The sequence below is a fragment of the Pseudomonas fluorescens genome (assembly GCF_001623525.1).
Taxonomy (GTDB): Bacteria; Pseudomonadota; Gammaproteobacteria; order Pseudomonadales; family Pseudomonadaceae; genus Aquipseudomonas; species Aquipseudomonas fluorescens_Q.
In genome coordinates this window covers 4,016,285-4,037,500 of record NZ_CP015225.1, presented here as the reverse complement: position 1 = coordinate 4,037,500, position 21,216 = coordinate 4,016,285, and the positions used below count along the sequence as shown (strand labels likewise).

The 21,216-nt window shown below is 60.0% G+C and carries 14 protein-coding genes, 2 rRNA genes and 2 pseudogenes (1 of these 18 running past the window's edge); 11 read left to right on the top strand and 7 right to left on the bottom strand.

What is annotated here, in order from left to right:
- The 8 genes and pseudogenes from TK06_RS17355 to TK06_RS17320 form a co-directional block, all read left to right on the top strand.
- Window positions 1-517: ribosomal RNA gene (locus tag TK06_RS17355) — 23S ribosomal RNA — on the top strand (it extends 2,373 nt beyond the left edge of the window).
- A 170-nt stretch (window positions 518-687) separates the two neighbouring features.
- A 5S ribosomal RNA gene (rrf, locus tag TK06_RS17350) occupies window positions 688-803 on the top strand.
- Between the two features lie 156 nt (window positions 804-959).
- The gene (gene recC / locus TK06_RS17345; protein WP_063323075.1) at window positions 960-4,412 is read left to right on the top strand and encodes an exodeoxyribonuclease V subunit gamma; all 3,453 of its coding nucleotides are present in this window, start codon (window positions 960-962) and stop codon (window positions 4,410-4,412) included.
- Window positions 4,409-8,098 carry an exodeoxyribonuclease V subunit beta gene (gene recB / locus TK06_RS17340; protein ID WP_063323074.1) on the top strand — a complete coding sequence of 1,230 codons (3,690 nt, stop codon included), beginning with the start codon at window positions 4,409-4,411 and terminating at the stop codon, window positions 8,096-8,098. The genes recC and recB overlap by 4 nt, the downstream gene beginning before the upstream one ends.
- Window positions 8,095-10,193: pseudogene (gene recD, locus TK06_RS17335) on the top strand (exodeoxyribonuclease V subunit alpha). The gene recB and the pseudogene recD overlap by 4 nt, the downstream one beginning before the upstream one ends.
- Before the next feature lie 139 nt (window positions 10,194-10,332).
- Window positions 10,333-10,908 (top strand): YfiR family protein, encoded by a 576-nt coding sequence (locus TK06_RS17330; RefSeq protein WP_063323073.1) that lies wholly within the window; start codon window positions 10,333-10,335, stop codon window positions 10,906-10,908.
- Window positions 10,905-12,173: a diguanylate cyclase domain-containing protein gene (locus tag TK06_RS17325; RefSeq protein WP_063323072.1), complete on the top strand. Its 1,269-nt coding sequence runs from the start codon at window positions 10,905-10,907 to the stop codon at window positions 12,171-12,173. Before TK06_RS17330 ends, TK06_RS17325 begins: the two co-directional genes overlap by 4 nt.
- 60 nt (window positions 12,174-12,233) lie before the next feature.
- Complete coding sequence (locus TK06_RS17320) at window positions 12,234-12,677, top strand: OmpA family protein (RefSeq protein ID WP_219737879.1); 444 nt, start codon at window positions 12,234-12,236, stop codon at window positions 12,675-12,677.
- Here the strand turns inward: TK06_RS17320 and TK06_RS33535 are convergent.
- From TK06_RS33535 to TK06_RS17305, 4 genes and pseudogenes are all read right to left on the bottom strand, one after another.
- Window positions 12,674-12,781: pseudogene (locus tag TK06_RS33535) on the bottom strand (LysR family transcriptional regulator); the annotation flags it as partial. The gene TK06_RS17320 and the pseudogene TK06_RS33535 sit on opposite strands and share 4 nt — an antisense overlap.
- 11 nt (window positions 12,782-12,792) lie before the next feature.
- Window positions 12,793-13,452, bottom strand: a complete 660-nt coding sequence (locus TK06_RS32465; RefSeq protein WP_139211649.1) for a hypothetical protein — start codon at window positions 13,450-13,452, stop codon at window positions 12,793-12,795.
- On the bottom strand, window positions 13,449-14,765 hold the full coding sequence (locus TK06_RS17310) for an AAA family ATPase (RefSeq protein WP_063323069.1): 1,317 nt from the start codon (window positions 14,763-14,765) through the stop codon (window positions 13,449-13,451). Before TK06_RS17310 ends, TK06_RS32465 begins: the two co-directional genes overlap by 4 nt.
- Window positions 14,766-14,950: 185 nt before the next feature.
- The gene (locus TK06_RS17305; protein WP_063323068.1) at window positions 14,951-15,898 is read right to left on the bottom strand and encodes a LysR family transcriptional regulator; all 948 of its coding nucleotides are present in this window, start codon (window positions 15,896-15,898) and stop codon (window positions 14,951-14,953) included.
- A gap of 139 nt (window positions 15,899-16,037) precedes the next feature.
- Between TK06_RS17305 and TK06_RS17300 the strand changes: the two genes are divergently transcribed.
- Entirely contained in the window at window positions 16,038-17,564 is a 1,527-nt protein-coding gene (locus TK06_RS17300) for a CoA-acylating methylmalonate-semialdehyde dehydrogenase (protein WP_063323067.1), read from the top strand.
- 10 nt (window positions 17,565-17,574) lie between these two features.
- The gene (gene mmsB, locus TK06_RS17295) at window positions 17,575-18,462 is read left to right on the top strand and encodes a 3-hydroxyisobutyrate dehydrogenase (protein WP_063323066.1); all 888 of its coding nucleotides are present in this window, start codon (window positions 17,575-17,577) and stop codon (window positions 18,460-18,462) included.
- A gap of 133 nt (window positions 18,463-18,595) precedes the next feature.
- Here mmsB and TK06_RS17290 read toward each other — a convergent pair whose 3' ends face one another.
- Together TK06_RS17290 and TK06_RS17285 are read right to left on the bottom strand one after the other, a co-directional pair.
- Window positions 18,596-18,940, bottom strand: coding sequence for a cupin domain-containing protein (locus tag TK06_RS17290; RefSeq protein ID WP_024781087.1), 345 nt, complete (start codon window positions 18,938-18,940; stop codon window positions 18,596-18,598).
- Between the two features lie 97 nt (window positions 18,941-19,037).
- A complete protein-coding gene (locus TK06_RS17285) occupies window positions 19,038-19,919 on the bottom strand; it encodes a LysR substrate-binding domain-containing protein (RefSeq protein WP_063323065.1) in 882 nt (293 codons plus the stop codon).
- Between the two features lie 144 nt (window positions 19,920-20,063).
- Here TK06_RS17285 and TK06_RS17280 point away from each other — a divergent pair, with 144 nt between their 5' ends.
- Complete coding sequence (locus tag TK06_RS17280; protein WP_063323064.1) at window positions 20,064-20,828, top strand: sulfite exporter TauE/SafE family protein; 765 nt, start codon at window positions 20,064-20,066, stop codon at window positions 20,826-20,828.
- On the opposite strand, the gene TK06_RS17275 is transcribed toward TK06_RS17280, so the two are convergent.
- Entirely contained in the window at window positions 20,818-21,132 is a 315-nt protein-coding gene (locus TK06_RS17275) for a putative quinol monooxygenase (protein WP_063323063.1), read from the bottom strand. The genes TK06_RS17280 and TK06_RS17275 overlap by 11 nt on opposite strands.
- Between the last annotated feature and the right edge of the window lie 84 nt (window positions 21,133-21,216).

Here is a 21,216-nt window from a genome sequence, read left to right as displayed (position 1 = left end):
AGTGATCCGGTGGTTCTGTATGGAAGGGCCATCGCTCAACGGATAAAAGGTACTCCGGGGATAACAGGCTGATACCGCCCAAGAGTTCATATCGACGGCGGTGTTTGGCACCTCGATGTCGGCTCATCACATCCTGGGGCTGAAGCCGGTCCCAAGGGTATGGCTGTTCGCCATTTAAAGTGGTACGCGAGCTGGGTTTAGAACGTCGTGAGACAGTTCGGTCCCTATCTGCCGTGGACGTTTGAGATTTGAGAGGGGCTGCTCCTAGTACGAGAGGACCGGAGTGGACGAACCTCTGGTGTTCCGGTTGTCACGCCAGTGGCATTGCCGGGTAGCTATGTTCGGAAAAGATAACCGCTGAAAGCATCTAAGCGGGAAACTTGCCTCAAGATGAGATCTCACTGGAGCCTTGAGCTCCCTGAAGGGCCGTCGAAGACTACGACGTTGATAGGCAGGGTGTGTAAGCGCTGTGAGGCGTTGAGCTAACCTGTACTAATTGCCCGTGAGGCTTGACCATATAACACCCAAGCAATTTGTCACCTCCAAGCCAAAAGGCGAAAGAGACCAGATTGCGGTGTGTGAAGACGAAACGAACCGAAAGTTCGAGACGCTCGATTGCAGCACACAAACTATCGCATACCCATTCGCTGGAACGTGACCGCAAGGCACGCGCTGGCTACCGAATTTCTTGACGACCATAGAGCATTGGAACCACCTGATCCCATCCCGAACTCAGAAGTGAAACGATGCATCGCCGATGGTAGTGTGGGGTTTCCCCATGTGAGAGTAGGTCATCGTCAAGATTAAATTCCGAAACCCCTATCTGCTGATGCAGGTAGGGGTTTTGTTTTGCCCGCAAGAAAGTTCTTACGACAAGCGCGGACTGCTCCCGGCTGTCACAACCCCCCGACAGTGCTAAGGTTCTGCCCCTAGCTTTTGCATTTTCAAGGATGCCTTTCATGCCGGACGCAACGTCCCTCAGCCCAGCTTTCATGGTGGTTCACGGGAATCGCCTTGATGAATTGCGCAGCCTGGTGATCAGCTTGATGCGGCGCTATCCGCTGGCCCCCCTTGAAAATGAAATCGCCCTGGTACAGAGCAACGGCATTGCCCAATGGCTCAAGCTCGCACTGGCTGAAGACCCGGAGGATGATGACTCCGGCGGCTGCGGTATTGCGGCGGCCATTGATGTGCAACTGCCGGGCAGTTTCATGTGGCAGCTTTATCGAACAGTCCTGGGGCGTGATGAGATTCCGGCCAAGTCCCTATTGGACAAGGCTCCGCTGACCTGGCGCCTGATGCGCCTGCTGCCGCAGTTGATCGAGCAGCCTCATTTCGAACCTCTGCGACGATTCCTTACCCACGACACCGACTTGCGCAAGCGCTATCAACTGTCCGAGCGTCTTGCCGATCTGTTCGACCAGTACCAGGTCTACCGGGCCGACTGGCTTGAGGATTGGGCGGAAGGTCGACACCAGACCAGAAATGTCCGAGGCGAAATCAAGTCGCTCGCGCCAGCAAATTGCTGGCAAGCGGAACTGTGGCGAGCCTTGTTGCTGGATGTGGGGGAACAAGGCATGGCGCAAAGCCGTGCTGGCGTTCATCAGCGCTACATCGAACGTATCAACAGCCTGGAAGCCGCTCCGAAAGGCCTGCCCGCACGGGTCATCGTGTTTGGTATTTCTTCGTTGCCTGCCCAGGTACTGGAGGCGCTCGCCGGCCTTTCCCGGTTCAGCCAGGTTCTGCTCTGCGTGCATAACCCATGTCGCCATCATTGGGCGGACATCGTCGCCGACAAGGACTTGCTGCGTCATCAATACAAGCGCCAGGCACGCAAGGCTGGCATGCCCGTCGTCCTCGATCCGCAAACCCTGCATCAACATGCCCATCCGTTGTTGGCCGCCTGGGGCAAGCAAGGGCGCGACTATATCAACCTGCTCGACAGCTACGATGACCCCAACAGCTATCGCTCGGTGTTTCGTGATGGGCGAATTGACCTGTTCACTGATGGAACTCCTACAACCCTTCTCAGCCAGTTGCAGGATGACATCCTGGAGCTGCGCCCCCTGAATGAAACCCGGGAACACTGGCCTATCGTCGATACGGAGCGAGACGGCTCGATCCGTTTTCATGTGGCCCACGGCGCCCAGCGTGAAGTCGAAATTCTTCACGACCAATTGCTGGCCTACTTCAGTGCGGATCCGACCCTGCGCCCACGGGATATCATCGTCATGGTCCCGGACATTGACAGTTATGCACCGCACATTCGCGCAGTGTTCGGCCAGCTCGACAGGAGCGACCCACGGTTCATTCCCTTCACGCTGACCGACCAGGGCCAGCGTGGACGTGATCCATTGCTGATCGCCGTCGAGCATTTGCTCAAGCTGCCGGACAGTCGCTTTCCGGTCAGCGAAATCCTTGATCTGCTGGATGTCCCGGCGTTGCGCGAACGGTTTGGCATCGATGAGGCCGACCTGCCGACACTGCACCGCTGGATCGAAGGCGCCGGGATTCGCTGGGGGATGAGCGCCGAACACCGTGCCGGGTTGGGCCTGCCTGCCGAGCTTGAGCAGAACAGCTGGCATTTCGGCTTGCGTCGCATGTTGCTGGGGTATGCCGTCGGCAGTTCGAATGCGTATGAGGGCATTGAGCCCTATGACGAGATCGGTGGCCTGGACGCGGCGTTGATCGGTCCCTTGGTTGCATTGCTGGATGCCCTGGAAGTCGCCCATCAGGAACTTACCCGGCCGGCATCGCCGCAGCAATGGGGTTCACGCCTGCAAGATCTGATGCAGCTGTTTTTCCAGGCAAGCAACGAGCATGACGACTATTTGCTGGCCCAACTCGAAGACTTGCGTGAAACCTGGCTGGAAACCTGTGAGTCGGTGGGGCTGCACGATGAATTGCCGCTGACGGTGGTACGAGAGGCGTGGTTGGCCGGACTGGATCAGGGGCGACTGTCCCAGCGTTTCCTGGCCGGAGCAGTCAACTTCTGTACCTTGATGCCGATGCGCGCGATTCCCTTCAAGCTGGTGTGCCTGCTGGGGATGAATGATGGTGATTACCCGAGAGCCCAGCCGCCTTTGGACTTCGACCTGATGGGGGGCGATTATCGTCCTGGCGATCGTTCCCGCCGTGAGGACGACCGTTACCTGCTGTTGGAAGCGCTGCTTTCTGCCCGGGAAAAGCTGTACATCAGTTGGGTGGGTCGCAGTATTCGCGACAACAGCGAGCGCCCGGCATCGGTGTTGATCGGCCAACTGCGCGATCATCTCGCCAGTGGCTGGCGGTTGGCAGATGACAGCAAGCCTCTTCTCGATGCCCTGACCCAGGAGCATCCGTTGCAACCGTTCAGTGCACGTTATTTCCATGAAGGTGACGAGCTGTTCAGTTACGCCAGCGAATGGCGGATGCTCCATGGCGTTTGCGATCACACCGACAAGAACCAGGTGCTGGAACCCTATGTCCAGGAGGAGCCCTTGGGCCTTGGGCAGTTGCAGGACTTCCTGCGCAATCCTGTCCGCCATTTCTTCAGTCAGCGGTTGAAAGTGTTCTTCGAGGCCATCGAAGCGCCTTTGGCCGATGACGAACCTTTCGTGCTTGATGCGCTGCAACGCTACAGCTTGAGTGACAGCTTGCTCGAGGCCGCCCTGGTACGCCTGGACCAGCCGGATCTTGCCCTCACCGCTCACGCCAAAAGACTGCAGAACAGCGGCCTGTTACCCATGGCCGGTTTCGGTGAATGCATGCAGCGTGAATTGATCGAACCCCTGCCGGATCTGCTCCAGCGATACCAACAGCTTCTGGCGTTATGGCCGACACCGTCGGTCAGCGCTGTGCCAGTCAGCCTGCAATTGCTGGGAGTGAATGTCGAAGGGTGGCTCAGTGGTTTGCATCAGCGTTCCGACGGTGCGGTCCTCGCCATCACGGCCATACCCAACAGCATCGGTTCCACCAAGACCCGTAAGTGGCATCGCCTGATACGGCCTTGGGTCAACCATCTCGTGGCCTGCGCTAATGGCCTGTCGTTGACGACGGCATTGGTAGCCAGTGATGACAGCTTGCTGCTGGCGCCTTTTGAGGAGCCTGTCGCACAAAGGCTACTGGGCGACATGCTGCAGGCCTGGCAGACCGGTATGCGCCAGCCGCTACCGATCGCGGTGAAGACGGCTTTCGCCTGGCTCGGCCAGACTGATCCGGTCAAGGCCGAAGCGGCGGCTCGCAAAGCCTATGAGGGCGATGGGCAGACGTTTGAAGGCGAGCGGCGGGAAAGTCCGGCATTGGCTCGACAGTTTCCTGATTTCGATGCCTTGATGGCTGACGAAACATTCCCCGATTGGTGCGATGCGCTTTATCGGCCGTTGCTCGAAGCCCCATGGCGTTCATTGGTCGGCGAGGAAGCCCGTTCATGAGTCGACAGACCCCATTGGCCCTGGCTTTTCCGCTACGTGGCAGCCAACTGATCGAGGCCAGCGCCGGCACCGGCAAGACCTTCACCATCTCGGCGCTGTACCTGCGTCTGGTGCTGGGGCATGGCGGTCCGGCGTCCGGCTTTGGCCGCGAGTTGCTTCCACCGCAAATCCTGGTGGTGACCTTCACGGACGCTGCCACCAAAGAGTTGCGTGAACGAATTCGCACCCGTCTGGCCGAAGCGGCGCGTTTCTTCCGTGACGAAATTCCCGCCCCGGATTCGCTGATCGCCGCGTTGCGCGATGAGTTCAACGCTGAGCAATGGCCTGGCTGCGCGAACCGGCTGGACATTGCTGCGCAGTGGATGGACGAAGCGGCCGTCTCGACCATCCACAGTTGGTGCCAGCGCATGTTGCGTGAGCATGCCTTCGACAGCGGCAGCCTGTTCACCCAGACCCTGGAAACCGACCACAGCGAATTGCTGGGCGAGGTTCTGCGCGATTATTGGCGGTTGTTCTGCTATTCGATGCAAGGCGAGGCGCTGAACTGGGTGCGTACCCATTGGGGAGGGCCTGCTGCGCTGTTGCCGCGGGTGCGAGGTCTGTTTTCCAGCGAGCATGGCAACGGCGACGGGCTTGAGCCTGCTGAACTCATCGCCGCGGCCTTGCAGGAGCGCAGTGCCGCCTTGCTCGATCTCAAGGCGCCGTGGCGGCAATGGGCGGTGGAACTGTTGGAGATCTGCCAGCAAGGCGTTGCCAGCAAGTCTGTCGACGGGCGCAAGATGCAGGCGCGTTACTTCGAGCCATGGTTTCAGAAAATTACTGCCTGGGTCGATGACGAAAGCCTTGAGCTGTTGGACATCGGCACCGGATTCACGCGGTTGACGCCCGAGGGCATGGCCGAAGCCTGGAAAGGTGAAGTGCCCAACCATCCCGGGCTGGACGCCATGGCCAGTCTCAAGGCCAGCCTGGATGCGTTGCCCACGCCAGATGCCGCCGTGTTGCAGCATGCCGCGCAATGGGTCGGGACGCGCTTCGAGGCAGAGAAACGTCGCCGCGCCGAGATGGGCTTCGATGACATGCTGCTGCGTCTCGATGCGGCCCTGCAGGCCGACGGCGGCGAGCGTCTGGCGAGCCTGATCCGCGAACAGTTTCCGGTGGCGCTGATCGATGAGTTCCAGGACACCGACCCGGTTCAATACCGCATCTTCGAAAGCATCTACCGTATCGAAGACAACGACCCTGGGACCGGACTTTTCCTGATCGGCGATCCGAAGCAGGCGATCTACGCTTTTCGCGGTGCCGACATCTATACCTACCTGCGCGCTCGCGAAGCCACTGCTGGCAGGCTGCACACGCTGGGCACGAATTTCCGTTCCAGCCATGCCATGGTGGGTGCGGTAAATCATATTTTCCAGAAGGCCGAGTCCCGCCCGAAGGGCCGTGGCGCCTTTCTGTTCCGTGAACCTTCGGGCGAGAACCCGGTGCCGTTCCTGTCCGTTGAGTCCCAGGGGCGCAAGGAGTCCTTGCAGGTCGCTGGGCAGGCGGTCGCGGCGCTGAACATCTGGCACCTGTCGTCGGACCAGCCACTTTCCGGTGCGGTGTATCGACAATCCATGGCGGCCGCCTGCGCCAGTGAGATCACGGCGTTGCTCAACGGCGGCCAGTCGGGACGCGACGGCTTCACGGTCGATGGAAAAGTGCTGCGAGGCGTGCGCCCGGCAGATATCGCCATCCTGGTGCGCGATGGTAAAGAAGCGCAGGCGGTGCGAGACGCGTTGTCCGCGCGGGGCGTGCGCAGTGTGTATCTGTCCGACAAGGATTCGGTCTTTGCCTCGCAGGAAGCGCGGGATTTGCTGATCTGGCTCAGGGCCTGTGCCGAGCCGGATGCCGAGCGACCGCTACGGGCGGCCCTGGCCAGCATCACGTTGAACCTGGCGCTGACGGAGCTGGAGCGTCTCAATCAGGATGAGCTGGCCTGGGAAGCCCGGGTCATGCAGTTCCGCGGTTATCGTACGGTCTGGCGCAGCCAGGGCGTTCTGCCGATGTTGCGGCGCCTGCTGCATGATTTCGAACTGCCCCAGGCCTTGATGGCGCGCAGCGATGGCGAGCGGGTGCTGACCAACTTGTTGCACCTTTGCGAACTGTTGCAACAGGCCGCCGGTGAATTGGATGGTGAACAAGCCTTGATCCGGCATTTGTCCGAGCACCTGGCCTTGTCCGGGCAAGTGGGGGAAGAGCAGATCCTGCGACTGGAAAGCGATGAGCAACTGGTCAAGGTGGTCACGATCCACAAGTCCAAGGGCCTCGAATATCCGTTGGTCTTCTTGCCCTTCATCTGCTCGACGAAACCGGTGGATGGCAGTCGATTGCCGTTGCACTACCACGATGAGGCCAACAAGGCGCAGATCAGCCTCAAGCCCACTGCCGAATTGATCGCCAAGGCCGATGACGAGCGTCTGGCCGAGGACCTGCGGCTTCTCTACGTGGCACTGACCCGTGCACAACATGCCTGCTGGCTAGGTGTCGCGGATCTCAAGCGGGGCAGCAACAATCGCTCGATCCTCCATGTGTCCGCGCTGGGGTATCTATTGGGCGGTGGTGCACCGCTGGCCGAGTCGGTGGAATTGAGGCGTTGGCTGCAAGACCTGCAACAAGGCAGTGACGCGGTGAGCTACCAGCCAATGCCCGAGGCCACCGACGAGCACTACCGGCCCCCGCGCAACGAAGCCGTGTTGCTTGAACCCTTGGTGCCCTTGCGAAAAGCCAGCGAGAACTGGTGGATCGCGTCCTACAGTGCCTTGCGCATCAGCGAAAGCCTGAGCGAAGGCAGCGATACCGCGCCAGAGAGTCCCCAGGCCCAGAAACTGTTCGATGATGAACGATTGGACCCGGACGCTCCCAGGGAGACCCTTGCTGTCGGTGGCGACATCCACCGCTTTCCCCGTGGCCCCAACCCCGGCACTTTCCTCCATGGCCTGCTGGAGTGGGCCGCTGGGGAGGGTTTTTCATCGGCACCAGCGGATATCGAGGATGCCATTGCCCGACGCTGCAATCGCCGAGGCTGGAAAGGCTGGATCACCACGTTGAGCGATTGGCTGCGGCACCTGATCAAGATGCCCATGCACGTCGGAAACGACCAGGCGCCAGTGGTGCTCGAACACTTGAGCCGATTCCAGGTGGAGATGGAGTTCTGGTTCGCCAGCCACAAGGTCGATGTGCAAAAGCTCGACCAGCTGGTTTGCCGGTTCACCCATGGCGGTGTGGCCCGCGTCGCGGCGGAGCCGGTGCTGCTCAACGGCATGTTCAAGGGCTTCATCGATTTGACGTTCGAGCACGACGGTCGGTACTACGTGGCCGATTACAAATCCAACTGGCTGGGTGTCGATGACATGGCCTACACCGTACCGGCCATGGAACAGTCGATCCTGGACCATCGCTACGACCTGCAATACGTGCTGTACCTGTTGGCCCTGCATCGCCAGCTCAAGGCACGGCTCCCCGATTACGACTACGATCGGCATGTCGGCGGCGCGTTGTACCTGTTCCTTCGCGGAACCCGCTCAGCCAGTCAGGGTGTGTATTTCACCAAGCCGCCACGGGCATTGATCGAACAACTGGATCGCCTGTTCCAGGGGGCGAGCGAACCCAAGGCTGAACCGGCGTGGGTACAGGGAGAGTTGCTATGAGTCGTTCTTTTGCCGACCTGCTGCCCAAGTCCTCCGACGACGAAAGCCTGGTGGAGTTGGCGCCCTTGAGCCGTGCGCAGGACCTGCTGTTGTTACTGACGCGCTGGGTCGAGCGCGGGTGGTTGCGCGCCCTGGACAAGGCATTCGTGGCGTTCCTCCATGAGCTGGCGCCCGACGATGATCCTTTGGTCCTGCTCGCTGCTGCGTTGACCAGCCATCAACTGGGGCACGGGCATGTTTGCCTGGATGTGTTCGAGACCCTCAAGGAACCGGATTTTGCGCTGTCGCTGCCTCCCGAGGGTGACCTGCAGACGGGCGCGATGCTGTTGCCATCGCAAATATTGGCGACGCTGGATGGCGTCCGTTGGTGCAAGGCCCTGGCGTCCAGTCGTCTGGTGGCCCTGGCCGTGGATGGGAGCGAAGAGGCGCAGCAACGTCCGTTGGTGCTCTCTGGCAAGCGTCTTTATCTGCGCCGCTACTGGGGTTACGAACGGCGGATCGATGAAGCGTTGCGTCAACGGCTTATCGAGCATGAAGCGGCGCCCAGCGACCTGCGCGAGCGTTTGGACGGGTTGTTCGGGCCGGCCAACCCCAGCGGCCCGATCGATTGGCAGAAACTGGCCTGCGCGCTGGCGACCCGCGGGGCCTTCAGCATCGTGACCGGCGGCCCGGGCACTGGCAAGACCACGACCGTTGTACGCCTGCTGGCCTTGCTCCAGGCACCGGCCGTCGAGGCCGGGAAGCCGCTGCGGATTCGCCTGGCCGCGCCCACTGGCAAGGCGGCGGCGCGCCTGACCGAATCCATCAGCCAGCAGGTCCGGACCCTGGATGTGGACGAGGCTGTGCGCGAACGGATTCCCTGCGACGTCACGACAGTCCATCGTTTGCTGGGCAGCCGCCCCGGCACCCGGCATTTTCGCCACCATGCAGGCAATCGCTTGCCACTGGATGTGCTGGTGGTCGATGAAGCGTCGATGATTGACCTGGAGATGATGGCCAATCTGCTGGATGCACTGCCGGTCCATGCACGGTTGGTGTTGTTGGGGGGACAAGGACCAGTTGGCCTCTGTAGAAGCCGGTGCGGTGCTGGGGGATTTGTGTCGAGACGCCGAGGAGGGCTGGTACAGCCCCCGGACCCGAGCCTGGCTTGAATCGGCCAGTGGTGAAAGCCTGGCAGCCAGTGACCTGCAACAGGACCTCGACGGCACTCATCCGCTGGCACAGCAAGTGGTCATGCTCAGGCATTCCCGGCGCTTCGGCGAAGGCAGCGGCATCGGTCAACTGGCTCGCTGGGTCAACCAGCAGCAGCCTGAAAAAGCCCGTCAGTTGCTGGAGCAAGGGCAGCATGCCGATCTGTCTTCCCTGAAATTGGCGAGTGAACACGATACAAAATTGGAAAAGCTGTTACTCGACGGCAAGCCAGGTGGCCCCCCAGGGTTATCGACATTACCTGAGCCTGCTAAGGCAGCGACGCCCGAGCATTTCTCGCCCGCTGGAAGACCGTTGCTGGACCGATTGGGCCCGGGAAGTCCTGGCGGCCTTCGACGAATTCCAATTGCTTTGCGCGGTGCGCAAAGGGCCATGGGGTGTCGAAGGACTGAACCTGCGAATCACCGCCGCCTTGCTCAAGGCCCGCCTTATCGATAGCGATCACCAGTGGTACGAAGGGCGCCCGGTGCTGATGACCCGCAACGACTATGGGCTGGGGCTGATGAACGGCGATATCGGTATCGCCCTCAAGCTGCCCGAGCGTGATGGCCCCGATGCCGGCAAACAGGTTCTGCGGGTCGCTTTCCCGCGCAACGACGGCCGGGGAGGTGTGCGTTTCGTCCTGCCCAGCCGCCTGAATGATGTGGAAACCGTGTACGCCATGACGGTGCATAAATCCCAGGGCTCGGAATTCACCCATACCGCGTTGATCCTCCCGGATGCGCTGAACCCGGTGTTGACCAAGGAGTTGGTGTACACCGCCATTACCCGGGGCAAGCAATGGTTCAGCCTGATTGAGCCACGAGCGGGGGTGTTCGAGGAGGCGGTGCGGCGCAAGGTCAAGCGTTTGAGCGGGCTCATGTTGGAGTTGGAGGGTGATGACTGAATGATCAGATTTCGTGATTCGATCCCGGAGTCACGATTTTGACTGTTTTCTGTCAGATATGTCCGTAGGGCGCCGGCTCGCTGGCTTTTTGGCACTGTGCTATCGTTCCGACACTTATCGTATGGCTAAGAGATTTTCCATGAAAGTGGCGGTTCGGGAGGCGGTGCGCAGCAAGGACTGGAGGCATTATCTGCTTGCCGGTCTTCTGTGGTTGCTGTCGCCTATGGTACTTGCCGAAGCCCCGCCCTCCACGAGCCGGGCTGAACAGCGGGCCGAATCGGTCACTCAAGTCGTCTTGGGCATTCTCAGCTACGCACGCTGGCCAGTGGAGCCTGCGCAGTTGCAACTGTGCATCGTCGGCCCGACTCAATACACCGACGACCTGGTCAAAGGCACCACCCAGGCCACCGGTCGACCGGTGACCGTACAGCGATTGCTGGCCGATCACCCCAACATCGCTACGGATTGCAACGCCGTCTACATCGGCAGGCTGACCGGCGACGAGCGCACCCGCCTGTTTGATTCCCTGATCGGCAAGCCCGTGTTGAGCATCAGCGAAGGCGGTGACCAGTGCACCGTGGGGAGCCTGTTCTGTCTGCGGGTCGGTGATGAGCAGGTATCGTTCGAGGTCAACCTCGACTCGGTCGCGCGCAGTGGCGTGCGTATCCATCCGAGCGTTCTGCAGCTTTCCCGTCGCAGGCCGGCAGTACCATGAGCCTGTCCAAATCGCGGATCCGTCCCACCCTGGGCTCGGTCATCGGGCGCGGCCACCTGATTGTCGCGTTGGTGGCGATCACCATGGCCAGCGTTTCCCTGACGTTGCTGGGTGTGCTTGCCTTGCGGGTCTATGCCGATCACAACCTGCATCTGATCGCCCGTTCGATCAACTACACCGTGGAAGCCGCCGTGGTGTTCGATGACCCGGCTGCGGCCACCGAAGCACTGGCCTTGATCGCCTCCACCGAGGAAGTCGCCGATGCTCAGGTGTTCAATAAACATGGCCGTCTGTTGGCGCGCTGGCAGCGACCGGAAACCGGCCTGTTGTCGGGGCTGGAAGTGCACATTGCCAAGGCGTTTTTGGAAAAACCCATCAGTCTGCCGATCGTTCACCAAGGGCGGAATATCGGCAGCATTCTATTGGCAGGGCATGGCGGCAGCTTGTTGCGCTTTTTGCTCAGCGGTCTGGCGGGGATCATTTTGTGCACCGCGGTGAGTGCCTGGGTGGCGCTTTATCTGGCGCGACGTCAGTTGCGGGCGATCACCGGACCATTGCGCAGCCTGGCCGAAGTGGCCCACGCGGCACGTAGCGAGCGGGCCCTGGACCGGCGCGTGCCGCCGGCCGCCATCGCCGAACTGGATAATCTGGCCAATGACTTCAATGCACTGCTCGACGAACTGGAGTCCTGGCAGACTCACCTGCAAAGCGAAAACGAAACCCTGGCACACCAGGCCAGCCACGACAGCTTGACCGGCTTGCCGAACCGGGCGTTTTTCGAGGGCCGGCTGATCCGCGCCTTGCGCAACGCCAGCAAGCTCAACGAGCAAGTGGCCGTGTTGTACCTGGACAGCGACCGATTCAAGGGCATCAACGACAATTTCGGCCACGCTGCCGGTGACGCGGTGCTGACGGCCGTGGCGACCCGGGTCCGGGCACAGTTGCGTGAAGACGACTTGGTCGCGCGCCTGGGAGGCGATGAATTCGCCGTGCTGCTGGCACCCCTGCACAAGGCCGAGGACGCCGAACGGATCGCTGAGAAAATCATTGCCAGCATGGAAATGCCGATTCAGTTGCCCGGCAATGCTTCCGTGCTGACGTCCCTCAGTATCGGCATTGCCGTTTACCCCGATGATGGTGCCACACCGGGCACCCTACTCCACGCCGCCGATGCGGCGATGTACCAAGCCAAGCGCCTTGCCCGAGGCGGTCAACATACGGCGGGGTCGGATCACTCCGTCGCTGATCTTCAAACCAGGAGCTGACTCGTGCGTTCATACCCTCAATTTTCCCTGCGCTGGTTCGCGGCGCTTTTCTTGCTCGTCATGGCGCTGAGCGGTTGCCAGACGGCTCCGCCGAAAGGTTTGACCCCGGCGCAAATTGCCGTACTCAAGCACCAAGGCTTCGAATTGACCGAAGATGGCTGGGCCTTTGGTTTGTCGGGCAAGGTGTTGTTCGGCAGCGATGTGGAAAACCTCAACCCGGCCAGTACCGAAATCGTCGAGCGCATCGGCAAGGCGTTGCTGGAGGCGGGCATCGAGCGGGTACGTGTCGATGGTCATACCGACGCATCGGGTTCCCAGGCCTACAACGAACAACTGTCGATGCGCCGGGCTGCCAGCGTGGGCAAGGTGCTGACAAGCGTTGGCATGCGCGAAGAGAATGTCCAGCTGCGCGGCCTGGGCAGTAGCAAACCGGTCGCCTCCAACGACACCGCCAGCGGCCGCACCGAAAACCGCCGTGTCGCCATCGTGGTCATCGCCGACTAGTCGGCGAACACCATCTCCCGGCTGTCGCCCATCAGCAGTGGCTGATTCTGTTCAGTCACTTCGCGAAGTAATTCCATAAATAAGGCGATACATAAAAGATGACGGCAGGGACCTGTTACCAAGTATCCATAGGGTTTAGCCGGCCCTGACGGTAAAGCTCGTACGCTACGAAGGGCGACTCCATTTTAAGAATCTTGAGTGAGTAGTCGTTTTGCCAGTAGCGCTCTGCGTCTTGTTCGCGCTCGCTTCGGAAATCGTCTAGTCCCAGTGCCGTGATTGTATTTTGAATATCGTTTTGGATATTCAGGGGTAAATTTCTATCGGGGATAACCTGGAAGCCAACGAGTTCAAGCTGAAACCAATCCGGCTGAATTTTGAATGGATCAATAATTCCAACCCAATCCTTCTTGCGAGCATTCATACGACTACAACACAGTCGATAATTCGACCATTTGTAAACCTCTCGCCAGCTTTTTGACTTAGGTGCAAAGTGATCTGCGGAGCGTGCACCTGTGACAGGATGAATACGAAAGCAAGAATAGGCACAGAGCTGTCGGTAGGCGTGCATCATCTCATTTAGAGCTTCGGTCCAGTAAGTCGGGAATTTTTCTGCTGGAATGTCACGCTCTCTATTGGCAATCTTCTTGAATGGTTTACCGCCTTGCCGAGGATGGCGCGGAGGTTTTCCGACCATTTCTGAAATGGCGCGCAAGCCTGGCTGGTAAACTTTTTCGTCAAATGTTTTTGGTTTTCTGGCTTTTGCAACCGGGATCACTTTTTCTTCCCCTTTGGAGCCTTGAGTGATTCTCTAAAAGCGGTCCATCGAACCCAAAACCGATCAGTGTCGCCGAGTGCTGACTGGAGAAGTGTGTTGACACGCTCGATATCCGTATCTTCTGGAGTGGCTTGCCGACAAAGGTTAAGCGCCTCACGCATAGCGACTTCGGCTTCAATTGAACGTGGTTCGCCGAGATCGAAGGCTTCGCTGGTTAACCAGTTTCCTACTTCTCCTCTGCGTACAAATGGACGTTTGCGCAGAATAACTTCTTGGTTTTCAAAGTCGAGATCAAACCATGCGTCCTGACCTCTATCGAAAAGCGGCTCTACGGAAGCAAGAACGAGCGGCGAGTGAGTGGCGGCAATAAGCTGCACCCTAGCGTCCTCGTCATTGGTCAGTTTTTGCATCACTTTCAGAAGCGCAGGGACCACAGCACGTTGCCAGCGCGGATGAAGATGGGCTTCAATCTCGTCAAAGAGAAGCACGATACGTGACGAGGGTACTTGTCCAAGTTGTTTGGACGCGATCAGATGCTCACGCCAGGCCCAAGAGAGCATGTAAGCAAGTGCGGTAATGCGTCGTACGCCCAAAGATGCATAAAGGATTGGAACCTCTTGACCGTACCCCATGCGGATGGTCGGAATATCACGCGCATCGTTAATAGATAATCTTGCGAAGCTTTCTCCTGGTTTCAGGCTGTCATCACCTCCAGTTGGAGCGAGCACTTCCAGCACAGCGGCCATACGCCTTGCATCCTCACCCCGCTCGCGTATCCACGATGCCCAGTCCGCTACAAGGCCATTGCTTACTTGCGTTGGTTTTTCGTCGATCGGAATTCGCAGACCATCCCAGACATCCTTTGAGCTAAATACATAAGCAGGAACTCTATCCTGAATGTCGACGTTTCCCTTCTTTTTCCAGTAATTACGTGCAGGATCCCAAACAGCAAATCCACCGTCAGCAAGCGCATATACGACGAGACCGGGGTTCCATGGACGACCCGCTTTACCAAGCCAGGATTGCTCATCGGGTACGTAAGTACTTTCGTATTTAACCCGTCCAGTTTTGCTTTCTACCTCGAATTCAATGGTCGATTTTTTTGTGATTTCGGTGGGGCGAGCGCCGTAACCTGAGGTCAGATTAGTATTAAGGTCCTGAGGCCACTTCCGCGTGAGAGCCCACCACGCGACATCAATCAAAAAACTCTTACCAAGACCATTGTCACCCGTGATCAGGTTAAGTCGCGGTGCGAGCTCCATCTGCATCTCTGGCGCGGGGCCGACATTTTTTAGATGAAGTGACTTGAGCATCGGTTTTTCCTATCTTGAGCGATTTGATTGTGCAGGCTTGGTTTTCTAAGGCCTATCATCTTCATTCACGCAGGTACGGCTAATTTTTTCAGCTTGCGATGGTACTCTGTTGAGGCCCGTATTACATGTAGGCAGAGGTTGCCAGCTTTGTTGTGATGGCACGATCTGACTCTCCGTCCAGAGGTTCAATCCGTGAACCTGAGCTCTCGTGTTTCCCCTAGCAGTAACGGCCGATTCAATTCAGTCACCTCGCGAATGTAATCCCACAACAACGTAATCCTCTTCAGCTTCCTCAAGTCCTCCCGGCAGTACATCCAGAATTGCCGGGTGACGGTGATGTCCTCCGGCAGCACCGGCAACAGCCGTGGGTCCTGGGCGGCGAGGAAGCAGGGTAGGATTGCCAGCGAGCGCCCTTGCTGCGCGGCCACGAATTGCGCAATCACGCTGGTGCTGCGCAGGTGGGCGTTGGCGCCGGGCAGGACGTTGGCCAGGTAGAGCAATTCGGAGCTGAACGCCAGGTCATCCACGTAGCTGATGAACGAGTGCTTGCCCAGGTCTGCCGGGCGCTGGATGGGTGGGTGGTTGTCCAGGTAGGACTGGGTGGCGTAGAGCTGCAGTCGGTAGTCGCACAATTTGCAGCATACGTACGGGCCGTGTTCGGGGCGTTCGAGGGCGATGACGATGTCGGCTTCGCGCTTGGAGAGACTGATGAAGTGTGGCAGCGGGAGGATGTCTACCGAAATGGCCGGGTAGGCGTCGACGAAGTGGCTCAGTTGCGGGGTGATGAAGAAGCTGCCGAAGCCTTCGGTGCAGCCCATGCGTACGTGGCCGGACAGTGCGACGCCAGAGCCTGAGACCTGTTCGCAGGCCATGTGCAGGGTGCTTTCGATCGATTCGGCGTAACCCAGCAGGCGCTGGCCTTCGGCCGTCAGGACAAAACCGTTGGTCCGGGATTTCTCGAACAGCAGCGTGCCCAACGAGGCTTCCAGAGAGCTGATGCGTCGCGACACCGTGGTGTAGTCGACGGCCAGGCGCTTGGCGGCCGTGCTGGCCTTGCGGGTGCGGGCCACTTCGAGGAAGAACTTGAGGTCGTCCCAATTCAGCGCCCCCAGGGAGGTGATGTTTTTTTGCATGTTGGACCGGTTTTTATGTGCGTTCTTATTAGAAGTTTGCACATCTATACTCCAAAAACAGTCTCATCACCATGCGTGCTCATGCACCTTGGTCTTTGCTGAAGCAGCGCTCTCTATAAGAACAATCCCGGAGGCCAGCATGAACGTTTCCCTTACGCCCAGCGACACCACCCTGCAAACCGTCAGACTGCTGATCGATGGCGAGTGGGTCGAATCCCAATCCAGCGAATGGCACGACATCGTCAACCCAGCCACCCAGCAAGTGTTGGCAAAGGTTCCGTTCGCCACGGCCTCGGAAGTCGATGCTGCCATCGCCGCTGCCCAGCGTGCTTTCCAGACCTGGAAACTGACCCCCATCGGCGCGCGGATGCGCATCATGCTCAAGCTCCAGGCGTTGATCCGCGAGCATTCAAAGCGCATCGCCGCAGTGCTCAGCGCTGAACAGGGCAAGACCATCGCTGACGCCGAAGGCGATATTTTCCGTGGCCTGGAAGTGGTCGAGCACGCCTGTTCCATCGGCACCCTGCAGATGGGCGAGTTCGCCGAGAACGTCGCCGGTGGCGTGGACACCTACACCCTGCGCCAGCCGATCGGGGTGTGCGCGGGCATTACGCCGTTCAACTTCCCGGCGATGATTCCGTTGTGGATGTTCCCGATGGCCATCGCCTGCGGCAATACCTTTGTGCTCAAGCCATCGGAACAGGATCCGCTGTCGACCATGCTGTTGGTGGAACTGGCCATCGAGGCCGGCGTACCGGCGGGTGTGCTCAACGTGGTGCACGGTGGCAAGGACGTGGTGGATGCGCTTTGCACCCACAAGGACATCAAGGCGGTCTCCTTCGTCGGTTCGACGGCGGTCGGCACCCACGTGTATGACCTGGCGGGTCGCCACGGCAAGCGCGTGCAGTCGATGATGGGCGCCAAGAACCACGCAGTGGTGTTGCCCGATGCCAATCGTGAGCAGGCCCTCAACGCCTTGGTCGGCGCCGGTTTCGGCGCGGCGGGCCAGCGTTGCATGGCCACTTCCGTGGTGGTGCTGGTGGGCGCGGCCAAGCAGTGGTTGCCAGAGCTCAAGGCCCTGGCACAGAAACTCAAGGTCAATGCCGGCAGCGAGCCGGGCACTGACGTCGGCCCGGTGATTTCCAAGCGCGCCAAGGCACGGATCCTCGAATTGATCGAGAGTGGCGTGCAGCAAGGGGCGAAGCTGGAACTCGATGGGCGTGGGATCAGCGTGCCGGGTTTCGAGCAGGGCAATTTTGTCGGCCCGACCCTGTTTTCCGGCGTGACCACCGACATGCGCATCTACACCGAGGAAATCTTCGGCCCGGTGCTGGTGGTGCTGGAAGTCGACACCCTGGATCAGGCGATTGCCCTGGTCAACGCCAACCCATTCGGCAACGGCACCGGCCTGTTCACCCAGAGCGGCGCGGCGGCACGCAAATTCCAGAGCGAAATCGACGTCGGCCAGGTGGGTATCAACATTCCGATCCCGGTGCCGGTGCCGTTCTTCAGCTTCACCGGTTCCCGTGGTTCGAAACTCGGCGACCTTGGTCCGTACGGCAAACAAGTGGTGCAGTTCTACACTCAGACCAAGACCGTGACCGCGCGCTGGTTCGATGATGACAGCGTCAATGACGGTGTGAACACCACCATCAATTTGCGTTAAGGAGCCGGACATGAACATCGCATTTATCGGCCTGGGCAACATGGGCGCCCCCATGGCGCGCAACCTGCTCAAGGCTGGCCATTCGCTGAATCTGTTCGACCTGAACCAGACGGTGCTGGCTGAACTGGCGGCATTGGGCGGCACGATCAGTGCCTCGCCTCGCGACGCGGCCCAGGGCGCCGGGCTGGTGATCACCATGCTGCCGGCCGCCGCCCATGTGCGCAGTGTCTGGCTGGGTGAAGACGGCGTGCTGGCTGGTATCGCTGCCGGCACGCCAGCGGTGGATTGCAGCACCATCGATCCACAAACCGCACGCGACGTGGCGGCTGCCGCGGCGAAACAAGGGGTGGCGATGGCCGATGCGCCGGTCTCGGGTGGCACCGGCGGTGCGGCGGCGGGTACGTTGACTTTCATGGTCGGCGCCACGGCCGAGTTGTTTGCCACCTTGCAACCGGTGCTGGCGCAAATGGGCCGTAACATCGTGCACTGTGGCGAAGTTGGCACCGGGCAGATCGCCAAGATCTGCAACAACCTGCTGCTGGGGATTTCCATGGTGGGCGTCAGCGAAGCCATGGCGCTGGGCGATGCCTTGGGGATCGACACCCAGGTGTTGGCCGGCATCATCAACAGTTCAACGGGGCGTTGCTGGAGTTCGGACACTTACAATCCGTGGCCGGGCGTGATCGACACGGCACCGGCGTCCCGTGGCTATACGGGTGGCTTTGGCGCCGACCTGATGCTCAAGGACCTTGGCCTGGCGACCGAAGCCGCGCGGCAGGTCCATCAGCCGGTGGTGCTGGGGGCGGTGGCGCAGCAGTTGTATCAGGCGATGAGCCAGCGGGGCGAGGGCGGCAAGGATTTTTCGGCGATTGTTAATAGCTATCGCAAGCCGCAGTAGGGGCTGGTTTCAAAGCTTTTGTGGCGAGGGAGCTTGCTCCCGCTGAGGTGCGCAGCACCTCTTGAAACGCGGCTGCTGCGCAGCCGAGCGGGAGCAAGCTCCCTCGCCACAGGTGGTCTCTCGGTTTTTTGTTTCAGGCAAAGACGAAATATTTGCGCACGGTCTCGACCACTTCCCACGTGCCTTTCATGCCCGGCTCGATGACGAAGATGTCACCAGCGCGCAGATGGATCGGCTCCATGCCCTCTGGGGTGATGATGCAGTAGCCTTCCTGGAAATGGCAGTACTCCCACTTCACGTATTCCACATACCATTTGCCGGGTGTGCAGATCCAGGTGCCCATGATCTTGCTGCCGTCTTCGCTGGTGTAGGCGTTGAGGTTGACGGTGTGCGGGTCGCCTTCGAGTTTTTCCCATTTGCAGGCATCGAGTACGGGCAGCGGATGGGTGTCGCGCAGGACGGTGATGGGTGCGGTCATGTGAGCTCCGAAAGGGGCGGAAGAGAACAGGCACCCTAACGTGCGGCATGAGCGGGTAGATGTCTGTGGTCGACATCGGGCTATCCAGAAGCGCGCATCAATCGGCCAGATGCCGAGCCAGGGCCGTGGCGTAGGCCGGCAAACCGTCGAAGTTGCGGGCGCACAGCAGCAACGCCCGGTGCGCCCAGGCTTCTTGCAGCGGGATGCATTGATACGATGGTTCGGGTGGGCGCCGGTCGATGGCAGCCTTCGGCACGATGGCAATGCCTGCACCATGGGCCACCATACGAATCAGCCCGTCGAAACCATCGGCGCGAATGCGGACTTGCATACGTGAGCCGATGTGCAGGGCCTGCTCTTCCAGGTGAATCGCCAGGGCACTGGAGGCGTTCAGGCCGACATAATCGTGGCTGAGGGTTTCGCTGAAACGTACGGCGCGACCGTCAGCCAGAGGGTGTCCGGTGGGTAGGATCAATACCAGCGGATCGTCGCGAAAAGGCCAGGTTTGAAGACCCTCGGTGTCCACTGCGTCGGAAACGATACCGAGGTCTGCCGCGCCTTGGCGCAGCGCATGGGTGATCCGTGAGCTGGGCAATTCCTGCAGGTCAATGTCGAGGTTGGGATGGGCCTGGAGAAAATCGGCCAGCAGCTCGGGCAGGTATTCGGTCATGGCGCTGGTGTTGCACAGCAGCCGCACCCGGCCTTTGATGCCTTTGGCGTATTCGGCCAGGTCCTGTTGCAGGCGTTCGGCCTGTTGCAGCAGGATTCGGGCGTGCTCGGCCAGGGCTTTGCCTGCGGGAGTGGGCGTTACCCCACGCCGTCCGCGCTCAAGCAGGTCGATGCCCAGGGACGCTTCCATGGCCCGGACCCGCGCACTGGCCGCGGCCAGGGACAAATGGCTGCGAGCCGCACCGGCGGTGATGTTGCCGGTGTCGAGGATGTTCAGGTAGAGACGCAGGTCGGTTAGGTCGAAGTGCATGGGCGGGGATCCTGTCTCAAGTGCTGTGGCGCCTGGTTTATCGTCATCGCGAGCATCAGTGAGTTCACAGCCTCTTGCGGAAAGAGAGGCACCCTCAGTATATGGCAGATTTCCAAGCCATGTTCCGGGGCGCACGATACCCCTATGAACGCACTCATCGCTTTCTATCAAAATCTCGGTCTGGCCCTTTCCCTGCTGGTCATCGGCACCTTCCTGCTGGCCGGAACCATCAAGGGCGTGATCGGCCTCGGCCTGCCGACCATCGCCATGGGCTTGCTTGGGCTGGCTATGGCTCCGACGCAGGCTGCGGCGCTGCTCATCATCCCGGCGACCCTGACCAATTTCTGGCAATTGGCATTTGGTGGTCATCTGCAAGCCCTGCTCCGCCGCCTGTGGCCACTGCTGCTGACGATTTTCATCGGCACCGGGCTTGGTACGCTGTGGCTCGGTATGACGGGTGGGGCCTGGGTGGTGCGGGCCTTGGGTGGGGCGCTGGTGCTGTATGCGCTGAGCGGGCTGTTGCTGCCAACGCTGCGGGTCGGCGCCCATGTCGAGCCGTGGATCGCCCCGCTTTGTGGGTTGCTGACCGGCCTCATCACGTCCGCCACCGGTGTGTTCGTCATTCCGGCGGTGCCCTATCTGCAAGCGTTGGGCTTGAGCAAGGATGAACTGGTGCAAGCCCTGGGCCTGTCTTTCACCGTTTCTACCCTGGCCCTGGCCGCCGGCCTGGTGTGGCGCGGCGCACTGGGCGGGGGCGAATTGAGCGCTTCGTTGCTGGCGTTGGTACCGGCGCTGCTGGGGATGTGGCTGGGGCAATGGTTGCGTCAGCGGATCAGCGCCGTGTTGTTCAAACGGGTATTTTTCATCGGCCTCGGCGCGCTCGGGGGCCACTTGATGATCAACGGCTAGCCGAGGACGCACTCAGCATGTCGATGCGGCGGATTTCGAAGTCGCGCTCCAGGTAATCCATGCGCTGCTCGAAGAACTGCTTCATGTGTGGCAGGTTCGAGTGCACATCCAGGTGCGCCTGGGAGGCCCAGATCTCATAGAAGATAAACAGCGTCGGGTCTTGCTGGTCCCGCAACATGTGATATTCGATGCAGCCGGGCTCGGCGCGGCTTGGCTCGACATAGGCGCGAAACAGCGCTTCGAAGGCCTCGGCTTTTTCCGGACGGGTCTTGGCGTGAAGGATGAAACCGTGCAATTCGCTCATCAGGTGCCTCCTGAAATGAAAGTCGGCTGAATCCTATGGCAATAATCGGCTGTTGATTCGTGCGTTTTGGTCAAATCAGTTTTG

Excerpts from the sequence above, each read along its gene's own strand:
- TK06_RS17330 (WP_063323073.1), top strand. The coding sequence starts at position 10,333 with ATGAAAGTGGCGGTTCGGGAGGCGGTGCGCAGCAAGGACTGGAGGCAT.
- TK06_RS17325 (WP_063323072.1), top strand. The coding sequence starts at position 10,905 with ATGAGCCTGTCCAAATCGCGGATCCGTCCCACCCTGGGCTCGGTCATC.
- TK06_RS17300 (WP_063323067.1), top strand. The coding sequence starts at position 16,038 with ATGAACGTTTCCCTTACGCCCAGCGACACCACCCTGCAAACCGTCAGA.
- recC (WP_063323075.1), top strand. The coding sequence starts at position 960 with ATGCCGGACGCAACGTCCCTCAGCCCAGCTTTCATGGTGGTTCACGGG.
- TK06_RS17290 (WP_024781087.1), bottom strand. The coding sequence starts at position 18,940 with ATGACCGCACCCATCACCGTCCTGCGCGACACCCATCCGCTGCCCGTA.
- TK06_RS17280 (WP_063323064.1), top strand. The coding sequence starts at position 20,064 with ATGAACGCACTCATCGCTTTCTATCAAAATCTCGGTCTGGCCCTTTCC.
- recB (WP_063323074.1), top strand. The coding sequence starts at position 4,409 with ATGAGTCGACAGACCCCATTGGCCCTGGCTTTTCCGCTACGTGGCAGC.
- TK06_RS17310 (WP_063323069.1), bottom strand. The coding sequence starts at position 14,765 with ATGCTCAAGTCACTTCATCTAAAAAATGTCGGCCCCGCGCCAGAGATG.
- TK06_RS17320 (WP_219737879.1), top strand. The coding sequence starts at position 12,234 with ATGGCGCTGAGCGGTTGCCAGACGGCTCCGCCGAAAGGTTTGACCCCG.
- TK06_RS17305 (WP_063323068.1), bottom strand. The coding sequence starts at position 15,898 with ATGCAAAAAAACATCACCTCCCTGGGGGCGCTGAATTGGGACGACCTC.
- TK06_RS17275 (WP_063323063.1), bottom strand. The coding sequence starts at position 21,132 with ATGAGCGAATTGCACGGTTTCATCCTTCACGCCAAGACCCGTCCGGAA.
- TK06_RS17285 (WP_063323065.1), bottom strand. The coding sequence starts at position 19,919 with ATGCACTTCGACCTAACCGACCTGCGTCTCTACCTGAACATCCTCGAC.
- mmsB (WP_063323066.1), top strand. The coding sequence starts at position 17,575 with ATGAACATCGCATTTATCGGCCTGGGCAACATGGGCGCCCCCATGGCG.